Below are 25,398 nucleotides of genomic sequence, written 5' to 3'. Positions count from 1 at the left end.
GGTGACAAGGCCCACTCGCGTACAAATTGATTCGATGGCGCTGCTTCATAACGTCCAATGCGTGAAGCGGTTTGCACCGGGCAAAAAAGTAATTGCCATGGTCAAAGCCAATGCTTATGGCTGTGGTTTGTCAGACGTCGTGCCTGCGCTGGAAGGGCAGGTGGATGCCTTTGGTGTCGCCTGCCTTGAAGAGGCCCTGGCCATCCGCGGTCTGGGCGCCCGCAGTGATTGCGTGTTATTCCAGGGTATTTTTACGCCCGATGAGCTGGCTGTGGTCTCAGAGCAGCAATTTCAATGCGTTATCCATCAACCCCATCAATTGCAGTGGTTGTTGGCCAATCCCATGCCCAAAGCCATCAAGATCTGGGTGAAAATCAATACCGGCATGCATCGGCTGGGCTTTGCACCGGAAGAATGCTACGAGGTGCTTCAGGCGTTAATGGCTTGTCCCTGGGTCGATGAAGACATCGGTTTAATGACGCATATGGCTAGTGCCGATGAACCGGATAACCCCAGCAACCAAAGCCAGATAAAGATTTACCGGGATTTGGCTTTGCCCTCAAAGCGGCTGATTCACAGCATCAGTAATTCCGCCGCGATTATGGCGTTGCCGGATACCCATGCCGATGTTGTACGTCCGGGTATCATGTTGTATGGCGTCTCGCCTTTCATCAACCAAACGGGACAGCAGCTTGGCCTGGTGCCGGTGATGCGTTTTGTTTCAGCCATCAGTGCGATTCATCATTTTCCCGCAGGAGCAAGAATCGGCTATGGAGGAAGCTGGCAAACCAGCAAACCATCCGTGATAGGCGTTGTCGCGGCCGGTTACGGTGACGGCTATCCCCGCCACATCGCGCAAAATACACCCGTATGGGTTAATGGCGTCCATGCTCCGATTGTCGGGCGTGTTTCAATGGATATGCTCACCATCGATTTGAGCCACTGCCCAACAGTTAAAATTGGCGATCCTGTCGAGCTTTGGGGGCAGTATATTCCCGTGGAAACCATCGCTATGTCAGCAGGAACAATCGCTTACGAATTACTCTGCCAGTTTTCCCCACGTGTTCGGCAGGATAAAATTGTCAGTGTCTAAATTATGGATAATATCTAACCGAGATGGTAGAATGGCAACCGATTTTGTAACTGATTAAACAGGTAACTTAAATGAAAAAATTAATTTTGGCCTCAGTTTCAGCGTCTTTGTTGTTGAGCGGATGTGCGCAGGTTAATAATGAAGGCATTGGTACGGTAACAGGTGGTGTGGTCGGCGGCCTGATTGGCAGCCAGTTCGGGGGCGGTTCCGGTAAAGTGGCCGCAGCTGCAGGCGGTGCCCTGTTAGGCGCTTACCTGGGCGGCAATATCGGCCGTACGATGGACCGTCTCGATCGCCTCGAGATGCAACGCGCCCTGGAAACGGCGCCGACAGGCAAAGCCGTGGTCTGGCAGAATCCTGACTCTGGTAACCGTTACACGGTAAGACCAACCCGTACGTATTACAGTAATTCCCAGCCTTGCCGCGAATACACCACCCGCGCCATCATCGGCGGGAAAACCCAGGAAATTTACGGCAAAGCCTGCCGACAAGCGGACGGCTCCTGGAAAGTCGTTAGCTGATAAGGCATTTTTCCCTGCTTGAAGCATGCACAAATACACCGCTTGGGTGGTGTATTTGTGCTATATTTATACAATATGGCAAATTGATATCCTACCAAGCAGGAGTGTGTCATGGCTGAACTCATCTCATCTATTTTGCCCCACCCACGCCGTCCCATCGCTTTTGTTGAACCTCAAGTCAGTGTTTGTGATTGTGTTACCCTGATGACTGATAAAGACATCGGCGCTCTGGTTGTGCGCGATAATAATGAACTTCTCGGTATTGTCAGCGAACGCGATATTGTGCGTTCCTGCCTGAATAAAAATTTATTACCCGAGCAAGTGACGGCTGCGGATATTGTCTACAAAGACGTGAGTATTCTTGCTGTCAATGACACCGTCGAAAAAGCCATGGAAGTCATTACTCAAACCAAACGGCGGCATGTTCTGGTTAAGGATAAAGACGAACTGGTTGCCATTATATCCATCGGGGATGTGCTGTTTCATCTGCTCGAAGGGAAGAGCCGGGTTATCGAGCACCTGGAAAACTATATTCACATGTAGGGCCGTAGGTCATTTTAATTGGTCCGTTATGCCTGACTGAGGGTGTTATTGCGGATGTACAATATTGCCGTAGACGGGTTATAGTGTGAAATAAAAAGAATAAAGGTTTATCATGCGGGTTTTTAAACTGTTCCTTGGCATTTTCCTGGGATGTTGGGTCTTGTCAGCCTTAAGCAACCCACCGCCTGTTCGCTGGTTTGATCGGGATAACCAGCAGGTGACGTTAAAGGTTGATTTGTTTTTATCCACTACCTGCCCGCATTGCCGCAAGGCCGATGAATTTTTTAATTCACTGGGTGAAGAAAAGTCATGGCTTCAGATTCAGCGTCATTATATTAATGAGGATAAAGCCGCACTGGATGCGTTCAGCCAGTTTTTAAACCAGGGGACGAAAGGCATTGATGATTATGCCGTGCCGGCGATTTTTTTCTGTGACTCCCGCTGGACCGGGTTTGATGATGCCAAAACCACCGGAAAGAAAATAAGCAGGGCGTTGACCTACTGCCGCGAGCAAATTGAAAAAGACGGCGAATTGACGCCTGCCACGGTTAAAAGCCTGCAACAGTGGGCGACCGCAAGCTGGTATGAAAATAATATCGTCAATCCTCCCTCCGCCGGGTCGTTTATCCCCATGATGGCCTTAATCGATGCTGTCAGTCCATGCGGGATATTTGGTCTTTTTGCCTTCATTTCGTTTTTAATTCTGCAATGGACACCGGGCCGTCAGTTGACTTTGGGCATTTTCTACCTGGCATTGACGACGCTCACCCATTATTTGCAGCAGGCGTATACCGCTTTGTATTTTCAAATCCTGCCCTTTTTAATCATCCCGGCGGCAGTTGTCGGTCTTCTTCTTCTCCTTTATGTGTTTGAGAACCGATTGCAGCCTGCGCCGAGGCCTTTATTCAGAAGCCTTTATTTTTTCTTCGGTTTAGCGTTGGCAGCGGGCGTGCTTATCCAGTCTTACCAACAAAATTGCGCACCCAATTTTGCTTTGATCTTTCAACAATGGCTCATTGTGCAGCCTTTGTCTTCAGGGCAGCAAATAGTTTATGTTTTAATCTATTACCTGGTTTATTTTTTCTCGCTCTCCCTGCTGGTTTTATTGATTATGGGCCTATTGAAGCAGAAGTGGGCCGATAAGCATCAGGCTTACTTTCGCGATACCGCCTTGATTATTCTGGCCCTGGTTGGGGTGATTTTATTGGCTTACCCCTCCTTACTGGCCAAGCTGTTTGTTTCATTCGTTTTGATAACGGGCGCTTTCCTGGGAGCCTGGATAATCAAAAAGTTAAAAATAGATTAATATTAAAATGTTAACTGTATTGTGAAGCGAACAGGAGAAACGATGTCGCGTCAGCCGGATGACCCGCCTTTCTATCCCATTGCCTGTGAGGTGGAAAAAGGTAAAACTTATGACTGGTGCAGTTGCGGCAAAAGCAAGACGCAGCCTTTTTGCGATGTGACCCCTTGTGAAAAAGCGGTTAAATATCGGGCGCTGATCACGGAGACGGTTTGTTTCTGCCAATGCAAGCAAACGAAGGAGCCACCGTTTTGTGACGGGTCTCATGCGCCTTTGTTAATTGAGTTTATGAAAAATCGCAAGAAAGACTAGTTGTTTTTAAGGAATGCTGATGATTGATCCGCAGCTTAAGCAAAAAATTATTAACACAATCAGCAAGTATGAGCAGCGATGCAATACTTTGCAGGATGAAATTAATAGCCTGCGGCAAATCATTGGCCTGTTATTAACCCTGCCGCTGGGGATGCCTGCCGACGTGGTGGCTACACTTAAACAGGATGTTGATGGCAATAAAGATTCAGACGTCATTCTTACGCAGGTGCAGCGTTTAATCGCATCGCATGCCCAGGCGAATGATTCCCTTCCGCATCAATCCCCTCCTGGGGTGATTAGTGAAACGGTGAATCTAAGCCTGAAACAACTGTTAAGCCATTTGGCGATGCCCCAGGAACTTCATGACAAGGTTGAGCACGTCAAAGCCTTGTTACAGAGTGAAATTACCGGCGAGTTGTTGCCGACGGTGATTGATAATTTTACCAAACTGGTGATTGATGCCTTCAGCATTGAGCAGAGTCAGTTAAAAAATTACCTACAGGATTTAACCAGTCAATTGCATCATTTTGACAGTTACTTAAAATTTGCCAACGAAAGCAGCCAACAGGCACAGGAACACACGCAGCAACTGGAAAGCGGCATTGCCACCAATATCAATCAAATCCAAAGTCATGTGGACAATGCCAAAACCATTGAAGAACTATCCGGGAAAATCAGTGCGAATTTAGCTACTATTCAACAACGGATTAAAGACTTTAAAGAAAGTGAACAACAGCGCGTAAGAGATTATGAAGCCGAAGTGCAGAAATTGCAGCAGAAACTGTCTGAATCAGAAAAGGCGGCTGAGGAAATAAAGCATAAATTAACATCGCAGCAAGTCATTATTAATCAGGACAGCCTAACCGGTTTGCCCAACCGGGCTTCTTACGATGAACACATCCAGGAAGCCTACAACCGCTGGAAACGCGGCTACGGCGAGTTATCGTTAGCGATTGCCGACATCGATCACTTTAAAAGAATCAATGACAATTACGGGCATCTGGCAGGGGATAAAGTTCTGAAAAAAGTGGCGGCACTCTTTAAAAATTCCATCCGCTCAGTGGATTTTATTGCGCGCTATGGCGGCGAGGAGTTTATCTTTATTTTTGAGCGGACCAATGAAAAAGAGGCAAGACGCATTCTCGAAGCCCTGCGCGCGGCGGTGGAAACCTGTCAATTCTGTTACCGCGACACGCGGGTAGATGTCACGGTTTCCTTCGGTTTGACCACGTTTAAACCGGATGAAGACATTGAAACGCTGTTTATGCGTGCTGATGCCGCCATGTATCAGGCTAAACGTGCCGGCCGCAACCGCGTTGAAGTACTCTAGGGCTTGATCTCAACCGGCCGATTTGGGATCATCCTTGCATCCTGATTTTTTGGTGCGGGCATGAGTAAATTGAAAGACATACCTGTCGTGGTTGAAAGCGGTCAGAAATACAAGACGGCAGAAGGCATTGTGGCCATTAAGGATGGCATCAAGTCCTTAAATAGCCACGCCGAACGGTTGCCCAAACCCAAATGGCTGCGCATCGTTAATCACACCACGCCGGCTTATCAGCAAGTGAAAGAGCAGGTGGTGAAACATCGCCTGGCTACCGTTTGTGAAGAAGCCAAATGCCCAAATATAGCGGAATGCTGGTCGCATGGCACGGCCACCATCATGCTGATGGGTGCTGTGTGTACGCGCGCCTGCCGGTTTTGTTCGGTGGATACCGGCAATCCCCATGGCTGGCTGGATAAGGACGAGCCTGAAAACACCGCTAACACGGTGGCGCTCATGAATCTGGATTACGTGGTATTAACTTCTGTCAACCGCGATGATTTACCCGATGGAGGCGCTCACCATTACGCGGACACGATTCGCGCCATTAAAGCCCGCTGCCCGGCAACCAAAGTGGAAGCCCTGACGCCCGATTTTCAGGGTGTTGAAGCCGATGTCGCGGTGTTGCTGGATAGCGGGGTGGATGTGTTTGCCCAGAATGTCGAAACGGTGGAGCGTTTGACGCACCCGGTACGCGATAATCGGGCGGGTTACTGGCAGACGCTGAATGTTTTAGCCTTTGCCAAGCGTTACCGCCCGGATGTATTAACCAAAACGAGTTTAATGCTTGGTCTTGGTGAAACCGATGAAGAAATTATCGCGACCATGGATGATTTGCGCCGGCAGCAGGTTGATATTCTGACCTTGGGACAATACCTGCAACCGACAAGAAATCATTTGCCCGTGGCGCGTTACGTGACACCCGAAAAATTCATTGAACTGCGTGAAATAGGGTTGTCCAAGGGCTTTTTTGAAGTGGCCTCAGGCCCTATGGTCCGATCCAGTTACCGTGCTGATCGGGTATTTAAGCGGGATAATCTGGGGCTTTAGGGATTCATTTTAAGGATAAAACATGTTCACACGCGCCATTGTTCGTCAGCCAGCCAAAAGCCTGGTGCATGGCCTTACCTCGGCCAATCTTGGCCACCCGGATTATGAGTTGGCGCTTGCACAGCATCAGCATTATGTGGATATGCTGCGCGCCTGTGACCTTGAGGTCACCGTCTTGCCCCCGGCAGACGAATTCCCCGATTCCTGCTTCATTGAAGATCCAGCCCTGCTAACCGGCCATGGCGCCATTTTAACCCGCCCCGGTGCGCTGTCGCGCCTCGGCGAAGTCGCCTTAAACCGTGAGGCGATTGCCGCTTTTTACGGGGAGGATATCAAGGAAATTACCGCCCCGGGCACACTGGACGCGGGCGATGTGCTGCGGGTGGATAACCATTTTTATATCGGTTTATCCAAACGAACCAATCAGGAAGGGGCGAAGCAGCTTATCCATATTCTGAGGCATTACGAATACACGGCGTCGGTATTGCCTTTAAAGGAGGTTCTTCACCTGAAAACCGGGGTGAGCTACCTTGATAAGGGCAATTTACTGGTTAGCGGCGAGTTCATCAACCACCCCGAGTTTAACCTGCTGCACCAGCACGTAATTGATGAAGAGGAAGGCTATGCGGCCAATTGCATTTTAGTCAATGACATTGTCTTGATGCCGGCTGGCTTCCCCAAAACCAGAGACCTCATCCGAAGCCTTGGCTATGACCTCATCGAAATCGACGTCAGCGAATTTCGCAAACTGGATGGGGGCTTAAGCTGTTTGTCGTTGCGGTTTTAAAAGAAGGCAACGGGTTGCTTTATGGATTACCCTTTTTAAAACGTCGTTTTGCTGCCTGTGCTTTACGAAAACATCCACTCTGCCTACGTGCCGCGACTTGTTCGCGGCATCCAGAAGGGCTCAAACAGTGGCCATGTTCACATGTTTTGATGAAATAATGACGGAAGACACTAAGCCACTCGATGATGTTTGTTCTTCATTGATAAATAATGTTAATTCATTAAAATACCCCCTTCAGGACGCAGGCAAATTAGACAATGCAAGCGACATGATCGACGGATAATTTTATTGATCACCAGCCAAGCCGTTAATCTATTATTTTAGGGAGTAGCCGTCATGCTGACACCACAGCAAATTAAAGCGATTATTGTCACGATTCATGAAAATTGGTCAGGTTTAATTCTCGAAAGCATCACCAGACAAAAAGGAAAAGTTAGAGAACCTCTGGATGTCATTTCGGGTTTCGAAGCGTTGCATACGAATTACAATGAACTTAAAGCGTTTAACGAATATAAACCTCAAGCACGTGACTGCATTAGAATCATAATCCGGGAATACATTGAAAATATTCTGGCGGCATTGGCCATGGTCGAGACGAGGGGGTTTAATTCCGTTGTCTCCATAGTAAAAGCAAAATATGGCCCCCAAACAACCCATCAATATTTGCAGGACTTACACCAGAATCCCACCTATCCTGCATTGATTGATTTTGAATTTGATGAAGAGCTTCAAATACTTTTAGGTTGCGATATTCTTTTACACCTCCCTAAATCGGTAAGAGAAAAATTCCCTGTTGTTCAAAGTGCATACCATTACATTGATGGTTTTTTAGCGGCGCGATTACTTTTTGCGAAAATGTCCTCGCCCCATTCTCCCCATTTATTCAAGCCCGCCATCACATCCCTTCAAGAGAAAAAAGTAACGCCAGAAAAGGACTATTGGGATGCGCTGTTGAAAAGAACAGCAACGTCTTCCAATTTACTGTTTAAGGCCATCGCAGAAGACGCCTCCATTGAGGAGATAAAGCAAATTCTGGATGAAAATCCAAAACTTGTTTTTGAAACCGATGAAGACAAAAACACAGCCTTGCATTTGATGGTACTGAGTGACAGTGCCGATTCAAAAGCCATCGTATCGTTACTGTGTACTAAAAATGAAGCCATGAATCTCAAAAAAATACACACGGGATGACCCCTGCCTGCTTAAGCTATGCGCTTGAGGCGAATGACGCAATGGCCTATACACTGGGTTCGTAGTCTTGCCTTATCCTGCTGTCATTCAGCAGGTAAGCGGCGCACTTACGCCAACTTAACCCCTTTTCGCCCCATCTGCCTTTGGATAAAAAAAGCAAAGAGACCCATGAAGGCGCCCAAAGCGACGGCCGCACAACCCATCCAGAGATAATAATGTTGGTAGAGAGGGAGGGTTTGTGCCGCCGATTGAAGCTGTTCAGGGATATCGACCCAGCCAGCCAATTGTCCTGAAATGGCATTGGAAAGGGAGCTTGCAAGATACCAAACTCCCATGGCAAAGGCGATATTTCGCCCATCGCAATAAAGGCCAATCATGCTTAATCCAATGGCGCTCACCCATAACTCGGCTAAGGTAATCAGCATGTAAGTCAGGGCAATGTAATTACCCTCAACATACCCTTGTACGGCTTGTTGTGAAGCGAATGCCATAATCAACAGCCCCAATCCCGCTAACAGGGTGCCCGCAGCAAATTGGTAGGGAATAGTAAAGCGTGGAAACAGGCGATAAAAGCGGGGGAGTTGCGATCCCAGGGCAATGATAAGCAAGGGATTCAAAATTTGATATTGCGCCGGCAGAATGGTGAAGCCAAACAGATTAAGGTTGGAGTTGCTGTTGGCGAACAACACCAGCGTGCTGTTCATCTGATTGTAAATAATAAAAAAGACGACCGCTTCCAAAATAAGCAAGATGGCAATTAACTGCTTGTTGCGATTTTCACCGGACAACGTCAATGTTTTGATGAGAAACCAGACAATACCCCCTGCGCAGCCTGAGCCAATGACGAGGCTGGCCACGTGCACATGCGAATAGGCCAGTAAGGTAAAGAGGTAAATGCCTAAAATGTACACGCCAAGGCGATAGCTTGTTTTAGCGGTCATCGGTTCTTTGTCTTTACCCCAAATGACATTGTCGTAAAGGGCATAGCGTTTGGCAAAATTAAGCGCGGCAATGGATTTGCCAATGAAGGTGACAGTCAGTACCGACAGCGGACCATAGACGCTGTCAAGCAAGGCAGGGGCTAATATAGTGGCCAGCAGAGCACCGACATTGATGGCCATGTAATAGAAGGTCATGGCGGTCTTGGCTTGAATAGCATCGTCTTCGTAAATACGGGAAACAAGACCTGATGCGGTCCCCAATAATAAGGAGTTGGTCGCAGGAATTAAGGCATAGGCTGCAATAAACAGCTTATCGCCAAAGCCGACTAAGCTATAACCACTTAACATGACCAGCAAATAGGCCAGGGCGAGCATGATGCTGCCATAGAGAATCGCCCGTCTGACACCAAGAACCTGATCGGCCATAAAGCCGCCTAAAACCGGCATGAGGTAGCTGGTGGCCTGGGTAATGCCAATGAAAGCATACGCTTTGGTATGGCTATAACCTAATCCGTGCGCGAGCAGGGGGCGGGTCAAAAATAAAACAAGCACGGTATTTAAGGCATAAACCGAAAACTGACTCCAGAAGGTGATCATCACAATATTGTTGGTTTGCAGCTGGCGGGTATCCCACACGGGTAATTGCTTTCTCAGGGCTTCTAAAAACACAGCGACTCCTTGTCTTGGCTATTGCGTCCGTTATTTTTTTGCAAGTATTACATCAATGATGTGGGTGTCGTGGTAGGGAAAGGTAAATATTCTATCGAATAATCGCTTAAGCCTTGCCACTAAAAAATTCTTAGGCAGCATCCTTAAGGAAAGGGTATTTAAAAACCAGGTTCCTTCAATGCCGAACAGCGCTAATTCATCAATATCATTGAGCGTAACTGGAATATGAAGGCGTTGATGCTGCACCACTTTAAACTGGTGCTGGGCAAAAACGTGTAATAATTCATCCAACCCGCTGGCGACTGTCGTATTTTTTACCATGGTTTTGTAATAATGACCGACTACACTGCTTAGCATCGTGCCCTGGGCAATAAACTCGGCTAACTGCTGTTGGGCGACGGGAAATGATTCATACGTTGTGGTAATCAAGGAAAAATACCCGTTCGCCCGGGTCAGCAAATCAGCTTCCGCGAACAGGGTATGAATGGGGATGTAGGCGTTGATAAAATGCGCTAACACCAGATCCTGGCTGTGTTGCGGGAGATAATGGCTTGCCTCGGTGGCGCTGGCTTCGATAGTGGTCAGGGGCAGTCTTTTGCGGGCCTCTGTCAGCATTTCTGAGGAAATATCAATACCCGTATAATGGGCATGGGGAATATGTTCTCTGAGTTTTTCAAGAAATGCGCCATTGCCGACACCAAAATCAAGAATTTTATAATTGGGTTTAAAGCCTATATGCTCTTTTTTAATCTGGTTGATGGCCGCTTGATGACTCTCACTTATCGACCCGAAGCGATCGGCCGTCGCGTAGTGACCCGCAATTTCGTTATACATGGCCTTTAAGGACATGTAACCACCCAGTTATTAAACGTTCAGCCAGTATATAGCCAATTACCTGACTTTGGCGAATTTTTTCTTTTTTAAATCATTTTGTTTCGATGGTTGAAACACAAAATCGGTAAATTTTTTTCATGATTGAACTGTTTTTGTTTAATTAAGAGATTTTTCTAATTTTGGGTGCTATGATTCCCGGCCATGTTTATCGATGATAAACATCCAAAAGTACGGATGCTGTATTAACAAGAAAAAAAATGTACCTGTAACTGTAAAGTTCAATTTAGATGGGATGAAGAAGATGTTAGCAACGTTATTGCCAAGAATAAAAAACAAAGAAGCAATGATTAGCATTGTAGGACTGGGGTATGTCGGATTGCCCTTAATGCTGCGGTTTGCCGAGGTGGGTTATCGTGTTATCGGCATTGATGTCGATGAGCGTAAAAATCAGGCAATTAACCAGGGCCGCTCCTACATTCAACATATCCCCTCCGAGCAGATTGCAGGTGTAAAAAATTACATCACAGCCACGGCTGATTTTTCTCAGGCAGCTGAAGCGGATGCGATTGTTCTTTGCGTACCAACGCCTTTGGACAAATACCGTGAGCCGGATTTAAGTTTCGTGCTGCAGACGATGGATTCGCTGCTTCCCCACCTCCGTGCGGGACAGGTGATTTCACTGGAAAGCACAACTTACCCCGGCACCACCGAAGAAGAATTAAAAACGCGCATTGAAAGCCGTGGTTTTGTGGTCGGTCAGGATATCTTCCTGGTTTATTCCCCTGAGCGCGAAGACCCGGGTAATCAACATTTCACCACGGCCACCATTCCCAAGGTTTGTGGCGGCGATACAGCGGCTTGCCTTGAAGCAGGGCTGGCTTTGTATTCAGGCGTTATCGACAAGGTCGTGCCTGTTTCCTCTACCAAAGTCGCAGAAATGACCAAGTTGCTCGAAAATATTCATCGTTCCGTGAATATTGGCTTAGTCAATGAAATGAAGATACTGGCCGACAAGATGGGCATCGATATTCATGAAGTCATTGATGCCGCCGCAACCAAACCCTTTGGTTTCGTGCCTTATCATCCAGGGCCCGGTATTGGCGGCCATTGCATTCCCATCGATCCCTTCTACCTCACCTGGAAGGCACGCGAGTATGGATTGCATACCCGTTTTATTGAGTTAGCGGGAGAAATTAACAGTGGCATGCCCCTGTGGGTGGTCAATAAAATTGCCGATGCGTTAAACGAGCGCACCAAGGCGATTAAAAACAGCAACATTCTGGTCTTGGGTGCAGCCTATAAGCGCAACGTCGATGACATGCGTGAATCACCTTCATTAGAAATCATTGAATTATTGCAAGAGAAAGGCGCTAAGGTCAGCTATTCGGATCCGCATGTGCCGGCCTTGCCGCCCATGCGCCACCATCATCTGGAGATGAAAAGCGTGGAGATTACTCCGCAATCCATCAGCCAATACGATTGTGTGGTGTTAGCGACAGCCCATCATGCTTTTGACTATGCCCTGATTGCTGAGCACGCTCAACTGATTGTCGATACGCGCGCTGCATTTAAAACGTTTAAACGCAATAACATAGTGAGTGCCTGATTATGAAAAAAGCACCCTGGAATATCACGGATCGTAAAATTAATATCGCGCTGGTCGGGTGTGGGCGTATTTCACGCAATCACCTGCAATCGATTGCCGAACATCGCGATCGATTGAACCTGACGGCGGTCTGCGATATCGATTCGGAGGCGTTGCAGAAAGCCACGAATGAATATGGCGTCGAAGGGTATCGAAGCCTTGAGGAGTTACTGCAACACACCAATGCCGACATCGTTTCCCTGTGTACGCCAAGCGGCCTGCACCCTTCCCAGGCAATCCAGATAGCTCGTAGCGGCCGTCATGTGCTCACAGAAAAACCGATGGCCACCCGCTGGCAGGATGGTTTACGCATGGTAAATGCCTGCGATGAGGCAGGTGTTCGATTGTTTGTCGTCAAACAAAACCGCCGCAATGCCACCTTGCAATTATTAAAAAAAGCAATCGAACAAGGGCGCTTTGGCAAAATTTATCTCGCCAATATCAATGTCTTCTGGACGCGTCCGCAGGATTATTATGATCAGGCTTCCTGGCGCGGTACCTGGGAGTTTGATGGCGGCGCCTTTATGAATCAGGCAAGCCATTACATCGATTTAATCCATTGGCTGCTTGGCCCGGTGCAATCCGTACAAGCCATGATGGGAACCCTGGCCCGAGACATTGAAACCGAAGACACTGGCGTGATGAATATCCGTTGGCGCAGCGGCGCCATGGGCTCTGTCAGTGTCACGATGCTGACCTATCCGAGAAACCTGGAAGGGTCTATCACGGTATTGGGCGAAAAAGGCACGGTCAGAATAGGCGGTGTGGCAGTCAATGAAATCCAGCAATGGGAATTCGCCGACCGGCAACCGGAAGATGAACAAATCATGGCCGCCAGCTATCAGACGACCTCGGTGTATGGCTTCGGGCATCCGCTTTATTACGATAACGTCATTAATACCTTGCAGGGCAAGGAAGAGCCTGAGACGGATGGTCGTGAAGGCTTGACGTCGCTGGAGTTATTGATTGCTGCTTACCGTTCCGCACGTGATGGCTCAACGGTGAATTTACCCCTGGAGTTATAATATGTCGTATCAGGCGCATGGCACAGCCATCATTGACGAGGGTGCACAACTGGGTGAGGGCACGCGTGTTTGGCATTGGGTTCATGTTTGCGGCGGCGCCCGGATTGGCGAACGTTGCAGCCTTGGCCAGAATGTCTTTGTCGGCAACCAGGTAACCATTGGCAATAATGTCAAAATTCAGAACAACGTGTCTATTTATGATAATGTTACCCTGGAAGATGATGTCTTCTGTGGTCCGAGCATGGTGTTTACCAATGTTTACAATCCTCGCTCTGCGGTCTCTCGCAAGGATGAGTACCGTGACACGGTGGTTAAACGCGGTGCCACCTTAGGCGCGAACTGCACCATTGTTTGCGGTGTGACTATTGGCGAGTACGCATTTGTTGGTGCGGGTGCTGTGGTCAATCAGGATGTCCCGGCTTATGCCTTGATGGTGGGGGTTCCCGCCCGACAAATTGGCTGGATGAGCCGTTTTGGTGAGCGGCTTTCATTTAAAAAAGAGAATGACGGTCTTTCTTACGCCAGATGCCCACAGACAGGTGATATTTATAGGCTCAACGAAAACCATTCCGTGACCTTGATGGACCAGTAAACGGGGACTGATTATGATTAAAATATGTACGATTGTGGGGGCGAGGCCGCAATTCATCAAGGCTGCCGCTGTCTCAAGAATCATTGCAAAACGAGCTGACGTGAATGAAATCATCATTCATACCGGGCAACATTACGATGCCAACATGTCGTCGCAGTTTTTTGATGAGTTATCCATTCCACAACCAGGTTATCATTTAAACATTGGCTCAGGCAGTCATGGCCATCAAACCGGTCAGATGCTGGGTGCCATTGAAGACGTATTAATCAAGGAAAAACCGGATTGGGTTTTGGTTTATGGTGATACCAATTCCACGTTAGCCGGCGCTTTAGCCGCAGCCAAATTGCATATCCCTGTGGCCCATGTGGAAGCGGGGCTTCGTTCGTTTAACCGCAAAATGCCGGAAGAGATTAACCGCATCACGGCTGATCACTTGAGCCATCTGCTGTTTGCACCCACTGAGAACGGCAAGCAGCAATTGCTTAAAGAAGGCATTAATCCCGCACAGATTTTTAATGTCGGTGATGTGATGCTCGATGCCACGCTTTTTTATAATGAGCTCAATGCGTCGAGACTAACCAAAGTCGATGAGTGGCAACTTCAGGCTACACCCTATGTGCTGGCCACGATTCACCGTGCCGAAAACACCGATGATGAATCGCGCCTGCAAAACATCTGCAATGCCCTGATTGACCTGGCTAAAACGTATAAGGTCATTTTGCCCCTGCACCCGCGTACACGGGCTGCCTTGAGTCAGAAAAGCTACTTTTCCTCTCTTAAAAAACATGTTTTCCTAACCGAACCCGTTGGCTACCTCGATATGCTGGCCTTGGAAAAGCATGCGGCCTTGATTGTGACCGATTCGGGCGGGGTGCAGAAGGAAGCCTATTTCAATCAGGTACCCTGCATTACGCTGCGCGATGAAACGGAATGGGTGGAGCTGGTTGACGCGGGATGGAACCAGTTGTGTTCGCCGGATAAGGCGTTTTCATTGCAGGATTATGTTGCCGCGGCTAAAACGCTTGCTTCAAAGCAAAAAACTGAAAACCTCTATGGCCAGGGGCATGCGGCTGAACGAATCGTTGAGATTTTAATTGAACACGCTACCCCCTAACTTAGCCGCCTGTGCCGATTACCTCATCATTGGGGCCGGCATCATGGGTTTAAGCGTTGCATGGGAACTGCTTAAGGCAGAGCCTCGGGCAAAAATCGTGGTACTTGAAAAGGAAGCGGCAGTGGGCTTGCATGCCAGCGGCCGAAACAGCGGTGTTTTGCATTCGGGTATTTATTATCCGGAAGGTAGTCTGAAATCGCAGGTTTGCCTGCATGGCGCCCGTTTGATGGCGACCTACTGCGAAGAGCATCAATTACCATTAAACCGCATGGGTAAAGTGATTGTTCCGGTAAAACAGGAGGATGAAGCTGCCTTAAACACGCTGTATACTCGTGCTAAAGCGAATGGGGCCAGGGTGCACCTCCTTGACGAACAGGAACTGCGCGCCATGGAGCCTGAGGCCAGAACGGCTACAGGACAGGCGCTTTATTCGCCGGACACAGCGGTTGTTGACCCCCTGGCGATTGTACAGCACCTATATTTTAGTTTGGAAAGTCAAGGAGTGGTATTTCATTTGAATTGCGGTGAACTAACCATTGATACCACGCGCAAGTGCATACGGACTCCGCAAGGCAGTTGGCATTATGGCTATTTATTTAACACAGCTGGCTTGTTTGCTGATCAGATTGCAGAACGTTGCGGGCTGGGTAAACGTTATGTACTCTTGCCATTCAAGGGTTTTTATTATGAAGTGGCAAAAGCGGCCAATTTAACCATCAATCACCTGATTTATCCTGTTCCGGATATGAATGTGCCCTTTTTGGGTGTTCATTTCACCAAAAGCATTTCAGGTAAAATATACATTGGGCCCACAGCCATTCCGGCTTTGGGGCGAGAAAATTACCGCGGGTGGCAGGGCGCCAATCTGTCGGAGTTAATGAAGACAGTGGCATTGTTAAGCCGGCATTATTATGCTAACCGACAGGGTTTTCGCACCTACACTCATCAGGAAGTGCCCCGTCTTTTGAAGTCAAAATTTTTAAGTGCAGCCCGCAGCCTGGTGCCTCGACTTAGGGCAAAAGACGTGCTGCGCAGCGATAAAGTGGGCATACGGGCACAATTATATGATCAACAGAAAAAAGAATTGGTGATGGATTTTTTAATGTCTACCACTAAAAATGAAACCCATGTGCTAAATGCTGTTTCCCCCGCATTTACCAGCGCATTCAGTTTTGCCAAAATGGTTGTCGCTGAAAAAGAACACCATCAGGCTGAGATAACAAAGGAGTCAAGGTGAATATTCATGGTGCAAAAGTCCTGGTGATTGGCGGAGCCGGGTTTATCGGTGGATTCGTTGTCAGGGAATTACTCAAAACCGATGTGTCCGAAGTGATTATTTATGATAACTTCTCCCGCGGTAAACTAGCTAACATTAAAGATTGCCTTGAGGATCCCCGTTGTTATGTGTTTCCTTATGGCGGCGACATACGGGAAACGGATGTATTGGATAAGGCATTTGAAGGGGTCGATTATGTCTTTCATCTGGCGGCGATGTGGCTTTTACACTGCAAGGATTTTCCGCGTACGGCCTTTGAAGTGAATGTGGCCGGTACATTCAATGTTCTTGAAGCCTGTGTCAAACACAAGGTAAAAAAACTGATTTATTCGTCCAGTGCCTCTGTTTACGGCGATGCGGTGGCGGTGCCGATGACGGAAGAGCACCCGTTTAATAATAAAAATTTTTATGGGTCCACCAAAATATCTGGCGAAGCCATGTGCACGGCGTTTTATGACCGTTATGGTTTGCAGGTGATTGGTTTGCGCTACATGAATGTCTATGGTCCGGGGCAGGATCAACATGCCGTCTATTCCGGCGTTATTCCCATTATGCTCAATAAAATCGATGCCAATGAAGCCCCCACCATTAACGGCGATGGCAGTCAGGCTTATGATTTTATCTATGTCGAGGATGTTGCGCGATCCAATCTCTGTGCGCTGTTATCGGATACACCGTATGGCTTTTATAATGTCGGCACAGAAGTACAGACCACTATCAAACAACTCTGTGAATTAATTCTATCACTGAAACAATCAAGCCTGACGGTTAATTACAAACCGTATAGCGCAGATGATGCCAGGCAGTTGGTTAAAAATCGGATTGGTTCTGTGCAAAAGGCCAGTCAGGACATTGATTTCCAATACCGTTACGATTTAAAAACCGGTTTGGAAAAATTGATACATTGGCGAAAGACTGGGAAATTTGAGTTTGAAAGATTGATTCAGGAACCCGCTTAACTCTTTTAGTGAGAAAACAATGGAATTAAAAAAGGATGAGAGGACAATATCCCCTGAGGAATTAAAACAGCGACCACATGCCTGTCGACTGAAACTGGATGAGGTGTTGCATTTGTTCGTTTCGCCTGACACAGGTATGCCTTTGCGGTTAAGTGACGATGGTTTAACGCTTACCGATGATGAGCATGTTTATGACATTCGTGATGGCTTACCCATTCTAATGCCGACAAAGCTTGTTCCTTTTTTTACTACCCGGCTTCAGGTACCGTTGGAGCATTACGCAGATAGCTTTTTGCAATATTTTCTATTGGCAACCATTAAGCAATCCGGTGAAGTCAATGCCGCACCAACGGAAGGTGCAGCCCAGAAGCACTTTTTCCGCATGACCAATTTTTTAAACGATTGTCACGGCCTGACCCTGGATGTAGGATGCGATGATCCCTCCTTGGGCGCCAGTCTTTTACCAGACACGGCGAATTACGTGGGTTTGGATCCTTTCTGTAGCCGCAATGAGCCTTTCCGGATCATTGGAACGGGAGAGTTTCTTCCTTTTAGAAAAGAGTCATTCGATCATGTTCTATTCAATACCAGTCTGGATCACATTTTTGATTGGCGCCGTGCCTTAAGCCAAGCCAGAGAGGTTCTAAAAAAAGGCGGAAATATTTATATTTCTACCTATATCTGGACGGAGCGAGCGGATTTGCTGCCTGATTCCGTTCATTTTCATCATTTTAGATATTATGAACTCGTGGGCGCGCTTGATGAATTGGGCTTCAACAACGTGCAGGCTGAAGTTTATGAGTCTCCCAAGGGAGATACTCACCGTCATGGCCTTTATCTGAAAGCCTGTAAGCAATAACAGGTGTGACTACTGGCAATAAAGAGAAACTCGATGTGTGGAATTGCAGGTTATATTGATCTGAAGGGTGGCGCAGCCACCCGCGATATACTCCAGAAAATGACAGATGCCATCAGCCATCGAGGACCTGACGGAGAAGGCTATTGGCTTGAGGATAATGTCGCTCTGGGGCATCGTCGTTTGGCCATTATTGATTTATCGGCTGCTGGCAGTCAGCCCATGGTTTCCATCAATCAGCGCTATGTTCTGAGTTACAATGGAGAAGTGTATAATTTCCGCGAATTGCGGCGTGAACTTGAACAGCAGGGTTTCTATTTTCGTTCAAATACCGACAGTGAGGTGGTGCTTAATGCCTTGATTCATTGGGGCGCTAAAGCCATTGAACGCTTTAATGGCATGTTTGCTTTTGCCCTCTGGGACCGGCAATGCCAGACGCTGTTGTTGGCTCGTGATCGTTATGGCATCAAACCGGTTTACTACACAGAACAGGTCGGTTTTTTTGCATTCGGATCAGAACAGAAGGCGATCACGGCGCATCCTGCCTTTCAACCCAACATCGATAAAGCCGCTTTGTTAGAGTATTTTACCTTTCAGAACATTTTCACGAACAGAACTTTTCTTGATGATATCAAGATTTTTCCGGCAGGGCATGTCGGGGTACTGGATTTGCGCGCCGAAAATAAAACGTTGAAATTGAGAGAGTATTGGGATTTTGATTTCTCAGAGCCTGCTGAAAAAATAAGCGACGAAGAATATCGCGAAGAATTGCATCGGTTGTTTCATCAGGCGGTCAATCGCCAATTGATGACCGATGTCGAGTTAGGCAGCTATTTAAGCGGGGGTCTGGATAGCGGATCCATCACTGCCATTGCTGCTCAATCGTATCCCTACATGAAAACATTTACCTGCGGTTTTGATCTGCATTCTGCTTCGGGTCTTGAGTTGGCGTTCGATGAGCGCAGCCAGGCAGAGTATATGTCTTACTGTTTCAAAACAGAACATTACGAAATGGTTTTGAAAGCAGGCGATATGGAAAGAGTACTGACTAAATTGGTCACCCATTTGGAAGAGCCTCGTGTCGGTCAAAGCTACCCTAATTTTTATGCGGCAAAGTTAGCGAGCAAATTTGTCAAAGTCGTTTTGAGCGGTGCGGGTGGCGATGAACTTTTCGGTGGTTACCCCTGGCGGTATTATCGCGCCGTGGTCAATGATGATTTTGAGCATTACATCGATAAGTATTATCAGTTCTGGCAACGTCTGATTCCAAATAATGTTATTAAGCAGGCTTTTGCGCCCATTTGGGATGAGGTTAGCCATGTGAATACGCGGGATATTTTCCGAGATGTTTTCCAGCATCATCCTGAAAACCTGTATACGCCTGAAGATTATATCAATCATTCACTTTATTTCGAGGCGAAGACATTTTTACATGGTTTGCTTGTAGTTGAGGATAAACTGAGCATGGCACATGGCCTGGAAAGCCGGGTTCCATTTCTGGATAATGATTTGGTGGATTTTGCCATGCGCTGCCCAGTGCGCCTTAAACTAAATAATCTTCATGAAATTGTGCGCATTAATGAAAATGAAATTACCGACAAAGCGAATAAATATTTAAATAAAACCAATGATGGCAAACAGATACTTCGTGATGTCATGACTCATTATATTCCCGAAAAAATCACCAAAGCTGAAAAGCAAGGATTTTCAGCACCCGATGCCAGTTGGTTCAAGGGAGAGAGTATCGAGTTTGTAAAAAAAGTTTTGCTCAACAAAAATGCAAAAATTTATACTTTTATGGACAGCGTACCGGTTGAGCGTTTGATTCGTGAACACTTAAATGGCTCAACCAACCATCGCCTGCTGATTTGGGCATTATTAAGCGTTGAGACATGGCTAGGTCAGTATTATTAGGAAATAGAATGCAAAAGCGAATAGTCATTACCGGTAGTACTGGTTTGGTAGGCAGGCACTTCATCGAACACTATGCCCATGATTATGAAATCCATGCTCTGGTACAAAAGAAACCTGATACAGAGCAAAAGAATGTCCGATATTATGAATGCGATCTGGCTGCGGGGTTGGACGTGACGCTGCTTCCCAGGACGGTTGATGCTGTTATTCATCTGGCGCAGTCTGAAAAATTTCGTGACTTTCCAGCGAGCGCACTTTCTGTTTTTAATGTGAGTGTAGCCGCTACTGCGACGTTACTGGATTATGCCCATAAGGCGCAAGCCAGCCATTTTGTTTTTGCGTCCACTGGCGGTATTTATGGGGCTAGTGCTGAACCTGTGACTGAGTTGACACCGGTACAATTGCCTGCCGGGCCATTAAATTATTATTTCAGTACAAAATATGCTGCAGAAAAACTGGTGCAGGCTTATGCTCAACACTTGTCAGTTTTTATCCTCCGCCCTTTTTTTATCTATGGTCATGGCCAAAAGAAAAGCATGTTATTGCCGCGGTTGGTTGAAAGTATACGCCAGCATATTCCTGTTTCCCTGCAAGGAGAGGATGGCATTGCAATTAACCCTGTGCACGTAAATGATGTCAGGGACTTAATTGATCAGTGTCTGCAGACCAGAGAAAGCCATATCCTTAATGTGTCGGGACCGGATATTTTGAGTATCCGTCAAATTGCTGAAATAATAGGTAGTCAAACCGGTATCTTGCCGTGTTTCGAGTACCTGGATGGCGACGCAGCTAATATTATTGCTGATAATGAACCAATGCGCACCCTGCTTGCTCGACCGCTGACATCCTTTCATAAGGGCGTAGTTGATCTTCTATGAAATTGCATGCGGATTTAATATAATTCAATGCCGTGTGTCCGATACAGCTTAAGAGTAATGCGCCCAATGAATGTGGATTTAAACAGCGATAAAGGTCTGCAATATCATATAGATGACTTTACTATCAATGAGTACAAAAATTTACTAAGATTGGCTAAATCGAATTATAAGTTCATTACTTATAATCAATTGGATTCGGCTGAAAACTATGTTTTATGGCGGCATGATTGCGATTTCTCTCTAAATCGGGCTTTGCGTGTGGCTCAAATCGAACAGGAAGAATCGATTACTGCAACCTATTTTATAAATCCTCACTGCGAATTTTATAATCTGCTTGAAAAAAGCCAATCAAATATTATCAGGCAAATCATTCAGATGGGGCATCAGATAGGTTTACATTTTGATGCTGATTATTATGATGTGACCTCGGAAGATCAACTGGATGAATTGATAGTTCATGAAAAAAAATGGTTGGAAGACTGGTTTGACGTAGGTATTGAGGTATTCAGTTTTCATAACCCCCTCAAAGCCATTTTGCACTGTGAAAAGGCAAGTTATGGGGGACTGATAAATTGTTATTCCAGTTTTTTTAAAAATGAGATCTCGTATTGTTCCGATTCTAATGGCTACTGGCGCTTCAGACGCTTAAAAAACATATTGGAGGAGGCGAGTGATTCTCGCTTGCACGTGTTAACGCATCCTGGGTGGTGGCAGGAAACGCCCATGCTGCCCCGTGCCAGGGTGTTACGGGCTGTTGAAGGAAGGGCTGCGGCGGTTATGGCGGCCTATGATGCACTGCTGGCGGAAAACGGCCGTAAGAATATAGGTTAATCCTTGATTAAACGACAACAAGAGGAATGACAGCTTGCTTTCCAGTAAAATTCTAAAAAAATACGATAAATCCTTAATCAAAATGGCGCTTGCTTTTATCAGCTCGTATGTAAAAGTTCGAGGGTGGCTGTTTGGTCGACGAAAGTCTGTCCTCTTTGCCGGTCAATGCTATTACAACGGTTGGTATTTATCACGTGCCCTGCGGCAATTGGGATGGAGAGCGGATGTCTTGAATTGGGATTCTAATCCTCATTCGCAAATTTATTATCATGGCGAAGATTTCAGAATCAATTGCACGGGTTCCCTGTATACCGATTTAAAGTTTTATTTAAAATCGCTCCTGCAGTATGAGGTATTTCATTTCAGCAATACCAATGGAATACAATTCGGTACCTCCATAAGCAGCTGGTTTAAATCCAACTTTGGTGAAGCGTATGAGATTCATGTTTTAAAAAAGCTGAATAAAAAAATTGTCTATACCAATAATGGTTGCCTGGATGGTGTTTCACAATCATCCTTTTCGAAATGGGATAAGACCCCGGTTTGTAATATTTGTATTTGGAAGCACCAAAAGGATGTGTGCAGTGATTCAAAAAATCTGGCATGGGGGATATTTCGTAATCAGATAGCCGATTATCAATGTTTATTCGGCGGCAATCGGACAGATTATAATGCTGCACCTACAGTCCATGAAGTACCTGAAGTCTATTGTTTAAACGCGGAGATTTGGCATCCCGACATTGAGGTGCCTGAAAATTTCAAAATAAGGAACGATGAAGAGAAAACGTATGTTTACCACGCGGTAGGTAATAAACGAGACCGAACGAAGGAAAGTGGCGTCAATATCAAGTCGACTCATGTTTACCTTCCCCTGATTAAAAAATTTCAGGATGAAGGCTTAAAAATTGAACTTATTTCTCCCGAAGGCATAGCAAACAGGGATATTCGTTACTATCAGGTTCAAGCCGATATCTTCCTGGATATGCTTTCTTACGGCTGGTACGGTGCGACGGCGCGGGAGGCCATGATGCTGGCGAAACCGGTCATTTGCTATATCCGCCCTGAGTGGCTTGAATCCCTGCGAGCGGAATTGCCGGAGTGCGCAGACGAATTGCCCATTATCAGTGCTCTGCCGGATACGGTGGAGGACATCCTAAGGGATTTAATCCTGAACCCACAAAAAAGGATTGAAATAGGTCAGAAAAGCAGGGAATTTTGCCTAAAATGGCATTCCGATACAGTAGCAGCGAAACGGTTTGATCAAATCTACAGCCGGTTGTTAGCCGGGGATTTACAACTTCTGAATTAAATCGCGATTGACTGACATACGAAACATATCAATGTATTGGTTATCAATAAATGCAGCCTTCTCCAGTTTACTATCAATCTTGAAGTGGCATTTTTCATAGGCCTTGATAGCGCGGACATTACGGCAGAATACATGAAGATAAATGCATTCAAGCTTAAGCTTTGAGAATCCATGAGCAACCAATAAACGAACCGCCGCTGTCCCGTACCCTTTCCCGTGAAAGTGGGGTTCGCCGATGCGAATCTGTAACTCTGCCTGTTGAGTATCTATGTTCCTTAATGAGCAGGAGCCGATAAGTAATTGAGTGGCATTTTCAACGATTGAAAAAAAAAGGCTGGTCGGCAATTCATTTAAATGATTAAACCAGCGCTCATGTTCTTGCCAGGAAACCGGTTTAAAATCTGCGTTGTGAAGTACCAGTTCGCGGTCATTAATCCAGTTAAAATAGCTTTTGCTGTCTTCGGGAAGCGGAGGTCTTAATGTGACAAGTTGGTTAGGCATTGGATCAGGGAGTCGGCGTGTTATTTACAATCATTTAATACTCTCATATCATTAGCCCCATTATAAGAATAAGTCATGAAATTACAACCTGTAATTCATTTTTTCGTGTATGGACATTCTGATTTACCGTCAATAATTATTAAAGGAGCGTACGATGAGCGAGGTGTGTGAGAAACCAATAAGCTTGAAAAATATTGGGCTAGACACCCTGTCTCTACCGGATTGGTTTTCTGAAATTCTCGATCTTGATGCGGAGAGTAAAAAAGAAAGATTAACCTATTCCAATGGTGTTGTTCGCTTTCAGGACTCCATCTCTAATGCTCAACAGCAAACTCAGGAAGCCTTTGGTTTTAAATGGTCGCAGCGAGATAGCTTTGAATCAGAGGAAATGGTAACTCGTACTCGCCGGTGGTTAATTGAACGCTATGCTGAGCCGACGCCTTATGTTAATTCTTTTGCATCGAAACCAATTGTGCTGGATGCGGGTTGCGGGGCTGGATTGTCTGCTCTGGAATATTGGAAAGATAATTTTTCAAACATTCATTATTTGGGTATTGATATTTCAACTGCAGTCGATGTTTGTCGTCAGCGTTTTGAAAGCCGTCAAGTTAGAGATGCAGCGTTTATGCAGGCCAATATAGAAAAATTACCCTTGAAGCCCAGTACAGTGGATATGATTTTTTCCGAAGGTGTTATGCATCATACGGATTCGACGCGCAATACCTTTTTGTCCCTGGCTAAGTTATTAAAGAAGAAAGGGATGTTTTTGTTTTATGTTTATAATAAAAAAGGACCTATTCGCGAGTTTGTCGATGACTACATCCGTGAACAACTACAGCCTATGAATCCTGAGGAAGGATGGGATGCGTTACGGCCCTTGACCAAACTTGGAAAATTATTGGGCGATTTGGATATTACCATTGATATTCCTGAAGAGATTAAACTTCTGGATATTCCTGCCGGTAAAATTAATCTGCAGCGTTTCTTTTATTGGCATGTATTTAAGGCCTACTATGATTCCAAACTAAATCTGGAAGAAATGAATCATATTAATTACGATTGGTATGCGCCTAAAAATGCCCATCGTCATACACCTGAGGAGGTCAGGGGCTGGTGTGATGAAGCCTCGATGCGCATAGTCCGGGAGATAGTTGAACCTTCCGGTATCACTATTGTTGCCATTAAAGATTAATTGATCGTGCCGGAATAATACCGGCACAAGGTATTTGGATAATCAAATGGTCGTTTGCGCAATCCACCAGCCTAATTTTTTTCCCTGGAATGGTTATTTCGACAAAATAAGGCAAGCCGACGTATTTATCTTTTTGGATGAAGTGGCCTATCCTAAAAGCGGCAGCGGGTCAGGTTCCTGGTGTAATCGGGTTAAATTGCTGAATAATAAGGAGCCATCCTGGTATGGGCTGCCGATTAAAAAAGAATCGGGGACTCAATTAATTAAGGATGTCTTTTTTTCAGATAAAGATTTCCATATTAAAAAAATTAAAAAGTCTTTGTTTTTTAATTATAAAAAAGCGCCTTTTTATGATGAAGTTATGGCGAAAATAGAGCCTTTGCTTGATTTCAATACCACTTCGCTTGCGCAATATAATATGCATGCGGTGACAGTCATTGCTGCTTTATTGGGATTAAAAACACGGTTTGTCAGGCAATCAGAGCTGAGCCATAGTCAGCATGCTACTGAGCTGCTCATTGAACTACTCAAACAGGTCGACGCAGAAGCTTACCTTTGTGGTCATGGAGCAGGCGGTTATCAGAATGATGAATTGTTTGCCGAGCAAGGCATCCAGTTAATTTATCAGAATTACAGTCCACTTGATGATCGATGGCTTCCTGTCCACCATGAAAGCGAAGCAGGTCTATCCATACTGCACAGCCTGTTTTACAAGGGATGGCAGTAACAGTCCTTTTA

The 25,398-nt window shown here is 46.2% G+C and carries 25 protein-coding genes; 22 read left to right on the top strand and 3 right to left on the bottom strand.

The features are described from left to right. Position 1 precedes the first annotated feature (1 nt). The 9 genes from alr (at position 2) to Lery_RS10080 (ending at position 8,124) form a co-directional block, all read left to right on the top strand. On the top strand, positions 2-1,093 hold the full coding sequence (alr, locus tag Lery_RS10120) for an alanine racemase (protein WP_058527146.1): 1,092 nt from the start codon (positions 2-4) through the stop codon (positions 1,091-1,093). Between the two features lie 71 nt (positions 1,094-1,164). Continuing rightward, positions 1,165-1,614 (top strand): RT0821/Lpp0805 family surface protein, encoded by a 450-nt coding sequence (locus Lery_RS10115; RefSeq protein WP_058527145.1) that lies wholly within the window; start codon positions 1,165-1,167, stop codon positions 1,612-1,614. A 111-nt stretch (positions 1,615-1,725) separates the two neighbouring features. Further along, entirely contained in the window at positions 1,726-2,157 is a 432-nt protein-coding gene (locus tag Lery_RS10110; protein WP_058527144.1) for a CBS domain-containing protein, read from the top strand. Between the two features lie 112 nt (positions 2,158-2,269). Beyond that, complete coding sequence (locus Lery_RS10105) at positions 2,270-3,463, top strand: glutaredoxin family protein (protein WP_058527143.1); 1,194 nt, start codon at positions 2,270-2,272, stop codon at positions 3,461-3,463. A 42-nt stretch (positions 3,464-3,505) separates the two neighbouring features. Further along, complete coding sequence (locus Lery_RS10100; protein ID WP_058527142.1) at positions 3,506-3,772, top strand: CDGSH iron-sulfur domain-containing protein; 267 nt, start codon at positions 3,506-3,508, stop codon at positions 3,770-3,772. Positions 3,773-3,791: 19 nt separating this feature from the next. Further along, positions 3,792-5,102 carry a GGDEF domain-containing protein gene (locus Lery_RS10095; protein WP_058527141.1) on the top strand — a complete coding sequence of 437 codons (1,311 nt, stop codon included), beginning with the start codon at positions 3,792-3,794 and terminating at the stop codon, positions 5,100-5,102. Positions 5,103-5,162: 60 nt separating this feature from the next. Next, entirely contained in the window at positions 5,163-6,146 is a 984-nt protein-coding gene (lipA, locus tag Lery_RS10090; RefSeq protein ID WP_058527140.1) for a lipoyl synthase, read from the top strand. A gap of 22 nt (positions 6,147-6,168) precedes the next feature. Next, on the top strand, positions 6,169-6,933 hold the full coding sequence (locus tag Lery_RS10085; RefSeq protein ID WP_058527139.1) for a dimethylarginine dimethylaminohydrolase family protein: 765 nt from the start codon (positions 6,169-6,171) through the stop codon (positions 6,931-6,933). A gap of 336 nt (positions 6,934-7,269) precedes the next feature. After that, positions 7,270-8,124, top strand: a complete 855-nt coding sequence (locus Lery_RS10080; protein WP_058527138.1) for a hypothetical protein — start codon at positions 7,270-7,272, stop codon at positions 8,122-8,124. A 107-nt stretch (positions 8,125-8,231) separates the two neighbouring features. Here Lery_RS10080 and Lery_RS10075 read toward each other — a convergent pair whose 3' ends face one another. Beyond that, positions 8,232-9,734 carry a peptide MFS transporter gene (locus Lery_RS10075; RefSeq protein WP_058527137.1) on the bottom strand — a complete coding sequence of 501 codons (1,503 nt, stop codon included), beginning with the start codon at positions 9,732-9,734 and terminating at the stop codon, positions 8,232-8,234. 30 nt (positions 9,735-9,764) lie between these two features. Continuing rightward, positions 9,765-10,583, bottom strand: a complete 819-nt coding sequence (locus tag Lery_RS10070; protein ID WP_058527136.1) for a class I SAM-dependent methyltransferase — start codon at positions 10,581-10,583, stop codon at positions 9,765-9,767. Between the two features lie 286 nt (positions 10,584-10,869). Here Lery_RS10070 and Lery_RS10065 point away from each other — a divergent pair, with 286 nt between their 5' ends. The 11 genes from Lery_RS10065 (at position 10,870) to Lery_RS10015 (ending at position 22,967) form a co-directional block, all read left to right on the top strand. Next, positions 10,870-12,174 carry a nucleotide sugar dehydrogenase gene (locus tag Lery_RS10065; RefSeq protein WP_058527135.1) on the top strand — a complete coding sequence of 435 codons (1,305 nt, stop codon included), beginning with the start codon at positions 10,870-10,872 and terminating at the stop codon, positions 12,172-12,174. A gap of 2 nt (positions 12,175-12,176) precedes the next feature. Beyond that, positions 12,177-13,238, top strand: coding sequence for a Gfo/Idh/MocA family protein (locus Lery_RS10060; RefSeq protein WP_058527134.1), 1,062 nt, complete (start codon positions 12,177-12,179; stop codon positions 13,236-13,238). Between the two features lies 1 nt (position 13,239). Continuing rightward, positions 13,240-13,830, top strand: a complete 591-nt coding sequence (locus Lery_RS10055) for an acyltransferase (RefSeq protein WP_058527133.1) — start codon at positions 13,240-13,242, stop codon at positions 13,828-13,830. Positions 13,831-13,843: 13 nt separating this feature from the next. After that, positions 13,844-14,944 carry a non-hydrolyzing UDP-N-acetylglucosamine 2-epimerase gene (gene wecB / locus Lery_RS10050; protein WP_237759209.1) on the top strand — a complete coding sequence of 367 codons (1,101 nt, stop codon included), beginning with the start codon at positions 13,844-13,846 and terminating at the stop codon, positions 14,942-14,944. Beyond that, complete coding sequence (gene lhgO / locus Lery_RS10045; protein ID WP_058527132.1) at positions 14,925-16,181, top strand: L-2-hydroxyglutarate oxidase; 1,257 nt, start codon at positions 14,925-14,927, stop codon at positions 16,179-16,181. The genes wecB and lhgO overlap by 20 nt, the downstream gene beginning before the upstream one ends. Continuing rightward, positions 16,178-17,179, top strand: a complete 1,002-nt coding sequence (locus Lery_RS10040) for an NAD-dependent epimerase/dehydratase family protein (RefSeq protein ID WP_058527131.1) — start codon at positions 16,178-16,180, stop codon at positions 17,177-17,179. Before lhgO ends, Lery_RS10040 begins: the two co-directional genes overlap by 4 nt. A 19-nt stretch (positions 17,180-17,198) precedes the next feature. Then, on the top strand, positions 17,199-18,038 hold the full coding sequence (locus Lery_RS10035; RefSeq protein WP_058527130.1) for a methyltransferase domain-containing protein: 840 nt from the start codon (positions 17,199-17,201) through the stop codon (positions 18,036-18,038). Positions 18,039-18,071: 33 nt separating this feature from the next. Continuing rightward, positions 18,072-19,949 carry an asparagine synthase (glutamine-hydrolyzing) gene (gene asnB / locus Lery_RS10030; protein WP_058527129.1) on the top strand — a complete coding sequence of 626 codons (1,878 nt, stop codon included), beginning with the start codon at positions 18,072-18,074 and terminating at the stop codon, positions 19,947-19,949. 8 nt (positions 19,950-19,957) lie between these two features. Beyond that, positions 19,958-20,827: an NAD-dependent epimerase/dehydratase family protein gene (locus Lery_RS10025; RefSeq protein ID WP_058527128.1), complete on the top strand. Its 870-nt coding sequence runs from the start codon at positions 19,958-19,960 to the stop codon at positions 20,825-20,827. Between the two features lie 66 nt (positions 20,828-20,893). After that, positions 20,894-21,658 (top strand): polysaccharide deacetylase family protein, encoded by a 765-nt coding sequence (locus tag Lery_RS10020; protein WP_202814037.1) that lies wholly within the window; start codon positions 20,894-20,896, stop codon positions 21,656-21,658. Positions 21,659-21,692: 34 nt separating this feature from the next. Then, positions 21,693-22,967 (top strand): glycosyltransferase, encoded by a 1,275-nt coding sequence (locus tag Lery_RS10015; RefSeq protein WP_058527126.1) that lies wholly within the window; start codon positions 21,693-21,695, stop codon positions 22,965-22,967. Here Lery_RS10015 and Lery_RS10010 read toward each other — a convergent pair. After that, the gene (locus tag Lery_RS10010; RefSeq protein ID WP_058527125.1) at positions 22,950-23,468 is read right to left on the bottom strand and encodes a GNAT family N-acetyltransferase; all 519 of its coding nucleotides are present in this window, start codon (positions 23,466-23,468) and stop codon (positions 22,950-22,952) included. The two genes, Lery_RS10015 and Lery_RS10010, sit on opposite strands and share 18 nt — an antisense overlap. A gap of 184 nt (positions 23,469-23,652) precedes the next feature. On the opposite strand from Lery_RS10010, the gene Lery_RS10005 reads away from it, so the two are divergent. Both Lery_RS10005 and Lery_RS10000 read left to right on the top strand, forming a co-directional pair. After that, positions 23,653-24,660: a class I SAM-dependent methyltransferase gene (locus Lery_RS10005; RefSeq protein WP_237759208.1), complete on the top strand. Its 1,008-nt coding sequence runs from the start codon at positions 23,653-23,655 to the stop codon at positions 24,658-24,660. 46 nt (positions 24,661-24,706) lie between these two features. Next, on the top strand, positions 24,707-25,387 hold the full coding sequence (locus Lery_RS10000) for a WbqC family protein (protein ID WP_058527124.1): 681 nt from the start codon (positions 24,707-24,709) through the stop codon (positions 25,385-25,387). Positions 25,388-25,398: the final 11 nt, after the last annotated feature.

This window comes from Legionella erythra, assembly GCF_001467615.1.
Lineage (GTDB): Bacteria > Pseudomonadota > Gammaproteobacteria > Legionellales > Legionellaceae > Legionella_C > Legionella_C erythra.
Note: the sequence above shows the minus strand (reverse complement) of the source record. Positions and strands in the feature narration are given on the sequence as shown.